This window comes from Herbaspirillum sp. B65, from assembly GCF_000333555.1.
In the GTDB taxonomy this organism is placed as follows: Bacteria; Pseudomonadota; Gammaproteobacteria; order Burkholderiales; family Burkholderiaceae_D; genus Herbaspirillum; species Herbaspirillum rubrisubalbicans.
In genome coordinates, this window is sequence record NZ_BADI01000025.1 from 1 (window position 1) to 6,323 (window position 6,323).

At 62.7% G+C, this 6,323-nt stretch carries 8 protein-coding genes; 5 read left to right on the forward strand and 3 right to left on the reverse strand.

The features are described from left to right. The 4 genes from I5W_RS00475 to nth form a co-directional block, all read left to right on the forward strand. Positions 1–377 (forward strand): FAD-dependent oxidoreductase (locus I5W_RS00475; protein ID WP_044527780.1); only part of this gene is annotated, 377 nt, incomplete at its 5' end. A gap of 317 nt (positions 378–694) precedes the next feature. Beyond that, positions 695–1,930, forward strand: coding sequence for a polyhydroxyalkanoate depolymerase (locus tag I5W_RS00480; RefSeq protein ID WP_044527781.1), 1,236 nt, complete (start codon positions 695–697; stop codon positions 1,928–1,930). A 139-nt stretch (positions 1,931–2,069) separates the two neighbouring features. After that, the gene (rsxB, locus tag I5W_RS00485; protein WP_044527782.1) at positions 2,070–2,807 is read left to right on the forward strand and encodes an electron transport complex subunit RsxB; all 738 of its coding nucleotides are present in this window, start codon (positions 2,070–2,072) and stop codon (positions 2,805–2,807) included. Further along, on the forward strand, positions 2,804–3,454 hold the full coding sequence (gene nth / locus I5W_RS00490) for an endonuclease III (RefSeq protein ID WP_044527783.1): 651 nt from the start codon (positions 2,804–2,806) through the stop codon (positions 3,452–3,454). Before rsxB ends, nth begins: the two co-directional genes overlap by 4 nt. 7 nt (positions 3,455–3,461) lie before the next feature. On the opposite strand, the gene I5W_RS00495 is transcribed toward nth, so the two are convergent. Next, positions 3,462–4,628, reverse strand: coding sequence for a branched-chain amino acid ABC transporter substrate-binding protein (locus I5W_RS00495; RefSeq protein WP_252716833.1), 1,167 nt, complete (start codon positions 4,626–4,628; stop codon positions 3,462–3,464). Positions 4,629–4,918: 290 nt separating this feature from the next. On the opposite strand from I5W_RS00495, the gene I5W_RS00500 reads away from it, so the two are divergent. Continuing rightward, the gene (locus I5W_RS00500; protein WP_044527784.1) at positions 4,919–5,350 is read left to right on the forward strand and encodes a DUF1841 family protein; all 432 of its coding nucleotides are present in this window, start codon (positions 4,919–4,921) and stop codon (positions 5,348–5,350) included. Between the two features lie 71 nt (positions 5,351–5,421). Here I5W_RS00500 and I5W_RS00505 read toward each other — a convergent pair whose 3' ends face one another. Together I5W_RS00505 and I5W_RS00510 are read right to left on the reverse strand one after the other, a co-directional pair. Then, positions 5,422–5,775 carry a c-type cytochrome gene (locus tag I5W_RS00505; RefSeq protein ID WP_017454201.1) on the reverse strand — a complete coding sequence of 118 codons (354 nt, stop codon included), beginning with the start codon at positions 5,773–5,775 and terminating at the stop codon, positions 5,422–5,424. 14 nt (positions 5,776–5,789) lie between these two features. Beyond that, positions 5,790–6,110 carry a c-type cytochrome gene (locus tag I5W_RS00510; RefSeq protein ID WP_017454200.1) on the reverse strand — a complete coding sequence of 107 codons (321 nt, stop codon included), beginning with the start codon at positions 6,108–6,110 and terminating at the stop codon, positions 5,790–5,792. Positions 6,111–6,323 lie beyond the last annotated feature (213 nt).

Below are 6,323 nucleotides of genomic sequence, written 5' to 3' on the forward strand. Positions count from 1 at the left end.
AGCTGGCCGAAGTCAAGGTCACGGGCGCCGATGGCGTCACCCGTCGCCTGCCGCTGGACATGCTGCTGGTGTTCTTCGGCCTGTCGCCCAAGCTGGGCCCGATCGCCGAATGGGCCTNGGAGATCGAACGCAAGCAACTGAAGGTGATGGATACCGAAAAGTTCGAGACCAACGTCCCGGGCATCTTCGCCGTGGGCGACATCAACACCTATCCGGGCAAGAAGAAGCTGATCCTGTCGGGCTTCCACGAAGCCGCGCTGGCCGCCTTCGGTGCTGCGCCCTACATCTTCCCGGAAAAGAAGATCCACATGCAGTACACCACCACCTCGCCCAAGCTGCACAAGATCCTGGGCGTGGAAAGCCCGGTCTTCGACTAAAAACCAGCCGCAAGATCCGGCACCCCGCTGCAAGCGGCTTGCAAAGCCCCCGTCCGGTACGGGGGCTTTTTGTTTATGAAAGTTTCTGCAGGAACTTGTGGGCTAGGCGCCACCGGTCTGCCACGCCAACAGCCGCTCAGCCAAAGCGTGCTATGCTATTGCGTCGCAACAAGGAAAAAGTTGACAAACTGGACACAATATGAAGTTTGTCAGCCGATGATCGTCGCCAAACGTTTGTGGCACATGCTTGCTGCGCACCTGGTCCGGGCCCTTCGCCTGGACGGGCAGGCCAGCCGGTGCTTGTATAAAGGTCAGCTATGCTTTATCAACTGCATGAACTCAATCGCGCGTTTCTGAATCCGATGATGCAATGGGCCGAGACTTCGGCCAAACTGTTCTCGGACCCGGTTTCCCCGCTCGCCCACACCCCCTTCTCGCAGCGTATCGCCGCCGGCTACGAGTTGCTCTATCGCCTCTCCAAGGAATACGAAAAGCCGCAGTTCAACATCGGCGAAGTGCCAGTCGAGGGCAAGCCGGTCGGCATCAGCGAGGAAGTGGTCGAGACCAAGCCCTTCTGCCGCCTGATCCATTTCAAGAAAGACCTGTCGGCCCGCCAGAGCGCCGCGCTCAAGCAGCCCACCGTGCTGGTGGTGGCGCCCCTGTCCGGCCACCATTCCACCCTGCTGCGCGAGACCGTCAGGGCGCTGTTGCAGGAACATGACGTTTTCATCACCGACTGGACCGATGCACGCATGGTGCCGGTCGAACAGGGTGAGTTCCACCTGCACGATTATGTCTATTACGTGCAGGACTTCATCCGCACCCTGGGCCCGGACGTGCACGTGATCTCGGTCTGCCAGCCCACCGTGCCGGTGCTGGCGGCCATTGCGCTCATGGCCAGCGCCAACGATCCCAAGCTGCCCAAGAGCATGACCATGATGGGTGGCCCCATCGATGCCCGCAAGTCGCCCACGGCGGTCAATGACCTGGCTACCGAAAAGCCCTTCTCCTGGTTCGAGAACACGGTGATCTACAGCGTGCCGGCCAATTACCCGGGCTTTGGCCGCAAGGTCTATCCGGGCTTCCTGCAACATGCCGGCTTCGTGGCCATGAACCCGCGCCGCCATGCCCAGAGCCACTGGGACTTCTACATGCATCTGCGCAATGGCGACGATGCCTCGGCCGAAGACCATCGCAAGTTCTACGATGAGTACAACGCCGTGCTGGACATGCCGGCCGAGTTCTACCTGGAGACCATCAAGGTGGTGTTCCAGGACTTCGACCTGGCCCGTGGCACCTGGGAAATCGAAGGCAAGCTGGTGCGTCCGCAGGACATCAAGTCGGTCGCGCTGTTTACCATCGAAGGCGAACTGGACGACATCTCCGGCTCCGGCCAGACCCAGGCGGCGCAGGAACTGTGCAGCAGCATCCCGAAGGCCCGCAAGCAGCATTTCACGGTGCCCAAGGCTGGCCACTATGGCATCTTCTCGGGCCGTCGCTGGCGCGAGATCGTCTGCCCCAAGATTGGCGAATTCATCCGCGCCAACGCCTGAGCAGATCACGCTATACCGGCAACGGCGCCCCGTTCCGACGGCGGCGCCGTTTTGCTTTGCGCACGCGAAATGACTTCAACGCAGTTTGGCCGGATAATAGCGCCCTTGTTCCGTTGAACCGTCTGATCGTCCAACCGCCGTGCCGCCATCCGCCACCACCGCCCCGACCACCCTCTCCCTGGCCGACCGCCTCGAAGACCTGCTGCCGCAGACCCAATGTACCAAGTGCGGCTATGCGGCCTGCCGCCCCTACGCCGAAGCCATGGCCGAAGGTCGCGCCTCCCACAACCAGTGCCCACCCGGCGGTGCCGAGGGCGTAGCGCGGCTGGCGCAGCTGCTGGGCCAGCCGGTGATCCCCTTGAATCCTGTCCACGGCAGCGAACAGCCGCGTCGCCTGGCCGTCATCGATGAGCAAGTCTGCATCGGTTGCACGCTCTGCATCCAGGCTTGCCCGGTCGATGCCATCGCCGGCGCGGCCAAGCAGATGCATACCGTCATCGATGCGCTCTGCAGCGGTTGCGACCTGTGTGTGGCGCCCTGCCCGGTCGATTGCATCAGCATGGTGGAGGCCACGCCCGGCCGCACCGGCTGGCAAGCCTGGAGCCAGGAGCAGGCTGATGCCGCGCGTCGGCGCTACCAATGGCGCACGCTGCGCCTGCGCCGCGACAAGGAAGAAAACGATGCGCGCCTGGCCGCCAAGGCGGCGGCCAAGTTGCAGGAAGTGGAAGCGGCCGCAGCCGGCACGCCTGAAGAACAGGCCGAACTGGCCCGCAAGAAAGCCATCATCCAGGCCGCCATGGAACGCTCGCGCCTGAAGAAGCTGCAAGCCGAACAAGCCGCAAAGAGCGGCAACGCCACCGACACCCCACGCCCATGAACCCGACCAAACGCCGCGAAATCTTCGAGCGCCTGCGCCAGGCCAATCCCACCCCGACCACCGAGCTGGAATACACCACCCCCTTCGAGCTGCTGATCGCCGTGCTGCTCTCGGCCCAGGCCACCGATGTGTCGGTCAACAAGGCCACGCGCAAGCTCTACCCGGTGGCCAATACCCCGGCTGCGATCTACCAGTTGGGGGTGGAGCAGTTGATGCCCTACATCCAGACCATCGGCCTGTACCGCACCAAGGCCAAGAACGTCATCGAAACCTGCCGCATCCTGATCGAGCAGCACGGCGGCGAGGTACCGGAGTCGCGCGAGGCGCTGGAAGCCTTGCCCGGCGTGGGCCGCAAGACCGCCAACGTGGTCTTGAATACCGCCTTCGGCCATCCCACCATTGCGGTGGATACCCACATCTTCCGCGTCTCCAACCGCACTGGACTGGCACCGGGCAAGGACGTCGATGAAGTCGAACGCAAGCTCATCAAGTTCGTCGCCCCCGAGTTCCGCCAGGATGCGCACCATTGGCTGATCCTGCACGGTCGCTATACCTGCATTGCGCGCAAGCCACAGTGCTGGAACTGCATCATTGCCGACCTGTGCGAATTCAAGCAGAAGACGCCGCTGCCGGCCAAGGGCGTGTAAAAGCCCCCTAGCGCGGCAGGCCGTGCAGGCGCGTCACTGCGACCCAGCGCTGGTCCTTGACTTCATACATCGTAAAGCTGGGATTGAGCAGATCCCCCTCTTGGTTGAAGGCGACCGGCCCACTGATGCCCTCGAAGCGCAGGCGGTGCATGGCGCGGGCCACCGCATCTGGATCAGTGCTGCCGGCCTGGCGCAGGCCTTCAATGATGGCCTGTGCCGCTTCATAGGCAAATACAGAGTAAAGGTCGATGTTGGAATCGAAGCCCTCGCTGTAACGCTGGCGGAAACTCTTCCACCCCGGCATCTTGTCTTCCGGTGGTCCCGGCTCCAGCACCAGGGTGCCATTGGCATCGACACCTGTTCCCATCAGGAAAGGCAGGCCAACCGTGCCCGCCGCGGCCATGAACCGGGCCTCCAGTTTCAAACGTCGGATCGACTTGACCAGCACCGCTGCCTGCCAGTCCAGCCCGCCAAAGAAGATCAGGTCCGGCGCCTGCTTGCGTGCCTGCAGCAACGGCGCGTTGAAGTCAGAGGTCTTATCACTGACCGAATAACGGCCCACCACCTGCGCCCCCTGAGCCTGGATTTCTTGCGCAAACTGCTCGGCCAGCCCCTGGCCGAAGGGGGTACGGTCATCGATGGTGACCACGGTGCGTACCCCCAGCTTGCCCACGGCGTACTGGGCCGACCAGCGTCCCATGCTTTCGTTGTTGGGGATGGTGCGGAAGATGCGCGGATAGGACAGCGCAGTGAGCTTGCGACTCATGGCTGAGGGCGTCACCTGGATCACCCCGGCGGCGTGATAGACGGGCGCAGCCACCAGACTGGTACCGCTGGTCCAGTGTCCCACCACGGCCAGGACGTGCTGGCTGGCCAGATAGCGGGCTACATACTCGGCCGTGACCGGGTCGGCGCGATCATCCTGGGAAAGCAGCTTGAGCCGGTACACCTTGCCGGCAATGCGCAGGCCACGCCGGTTGACTTCATCGATGGCCAGTTGCGCCCCGTTACGCATACTGCGCCCCACTCCCATGTTGGGGCCGCTCAAGGGACCGGCAAAGCCGATGAGCAGGGTCGCATCATCAACCTGCACATCCTCGTTAGCAGCGGATGGCGTATTGGCCGGGGCCACCCGGCACCGTGCGCAGCCAGGGCCAGCAGGGACAATGCCCACACCGCTGCCCGGCACAGCGACCACAAGCGTTGGCGGCGCGCAGGCGGAGGCGGAGTTCCAACAACACCCATGCACTATCCCTTCTCGATGCCCGGCTTGAATCCCCCCCACACACCACGCAGAGGCGGTGTCGCCGGGTTTTGTTTTGTTGGATGGATTATTCTGATGCTTGTCTGCTGGAAAGAATATTACTTCATCTGCGTGCAGGACGTCGGCGCCCGCTGCGGCCCACCTGAAGATGCACGCAGACCAGCGTAAAATAGCGCTTTGCCACCGATTTGCACCGCACCATGTTCACCCCGTCCCAGCACGATGTCCGCCGCTTCTTCTGCGAAGCCTACCGCAAGCACCAGGGCAACCTGGTGCTGACGCCCCTGGAGGCCATCGCCCGCGACTGGATCCTGCAGCACCCGGAATACCACGATGCGTTGCGCGACGTCGAGCAAGCGCTGGCCGCCGACTATTCGGTGGAACAGGGGCGCAGCAATCCCTTCCTGCATCTGTCGATGCACCTGTCGATCACGGAACAGATCTCCATCGACCAGCCGCCCGGCATCCGCGGCGCTTTCCAGTTGCTGGCGCAGCGCCGCGGCTCGGAACACGAGGCCCATCACGAGATCATGGAAGCCCTGGGAGAGATGATCTGGAATGCCCAGCGCAACGGCTTGCCGCCGGATGGGGCGGCTTATATCGAGAATATCAAGCGGCGCGCGCAGGGATAATCCCGGCTGGTACGGAAAAAACCACGCCTTCATCCTGCAATGGCGTGGCTTTGCTTCATCCAGAACCGGCCTTACTTGCGCACCACCAGCGTCCCCGGCAGGCTGTGCAGATAAGCGGCGATGTCGTTGATGTCGCGATCCGACAGCGGCTTGGCATTGGGCGACATGACGGCATTGTTGCGACCGTTCATGGCGCTGTCGCCGCGCCGGTAAGCGGTCAGGGCGTGCTTGAGGTAGTCCGCGTGCTGGCCGGCCAGCTTGGGCGTGCCGGGGTCGGTAGGCGAGTTGTAGTCCTTGCCGTGGCAGGAAGCGCAGTTGTACTTCTCCAGCTGGGCGCGGCCATTGGCCAGGTCGGCCGCACCGGCCACCTGCGCCAGCAAGGCTGTGGCAGCCAGCAGCGCGAAGGCAATCAGGTTGTTCTTCATTGCGTGGCTCCCCCTTACTTCTGCTGCGAATAGTAGGCGGCCAGGTCGGCGATGTCCTGGTCCGACAGGCTGGCGGCCACGCCCATCATCGAAGGATGCTTGCGCTCCCCCTTTTGGTAGGCGTGCAGCGCGTTTTCGATGTACTTGGCAGACTGGCCACCCAGCATCGGTACCTGGTAGACCTCGGGATAGCTGGCTTTGTAGCCTGGGATGCCGTGGCAACCGATGCAGTTGGAGATTTTGTTTTCAGCAGCCTTGGCATTGCCGACGATGTCCGCCGCAGACGCACTGCCGAACACGCCGATGAAGGCAAGAAACACGAGGTGTTTTTTCATGTGAGCAGGGTAAGGTGATTGGACTTGCCATCCGCCCCGCCCAACCTCGGCGCAACGGACACCCGACGAAACACATCTTTTGCTGCCAGAGGCAAACTTTATCGTGCTTGTTCGATTGCCCTGGTGTTGCAGGTTTGGCTGTTCTGCTATGGCTCAACCGATGCTTCGGCTCAAGCGTGTCTCTCCACTCCCCCTGCCTGCGCAAAAAACGAT

Coding starts and splice junctions, on each gene's coding strand:
- I5W_RS00480 (WP_044527781.1), top strand. CDS start 695: ATGCTTTATCAACTGCATGAACTCAATCGCGCGTTTCTGAATCCGATG.
- nth (WP_044527783.1), top strand. CDS start 2,804: ATGAACCCGACCAAACGCCGCGAAATCTTCGAGCGCCTGCGCCAGGCC.
- I5W_RS00500 (WP_044527784.1), top strand. CDS start 4,919: ATGTTCACCCCGTCCCAGCACGATGTCCGCCGCTTCTTCTGCGAAGCC.
- I5W_RS00505 (WP_017454201.1), bottom strand. CDS start 5,775: ATGAAGAACAACCTGATTGCCTTCGCGCTGCTGGCTGCCACAGCCTTG.
- I5W_RS00510 (WP_017454200.1), bottom strand. CDS start 6,110: ATGAAAAAACACCTCGTGTTTCTTGCCTTCATCGGCGTGTTCGGCAGT.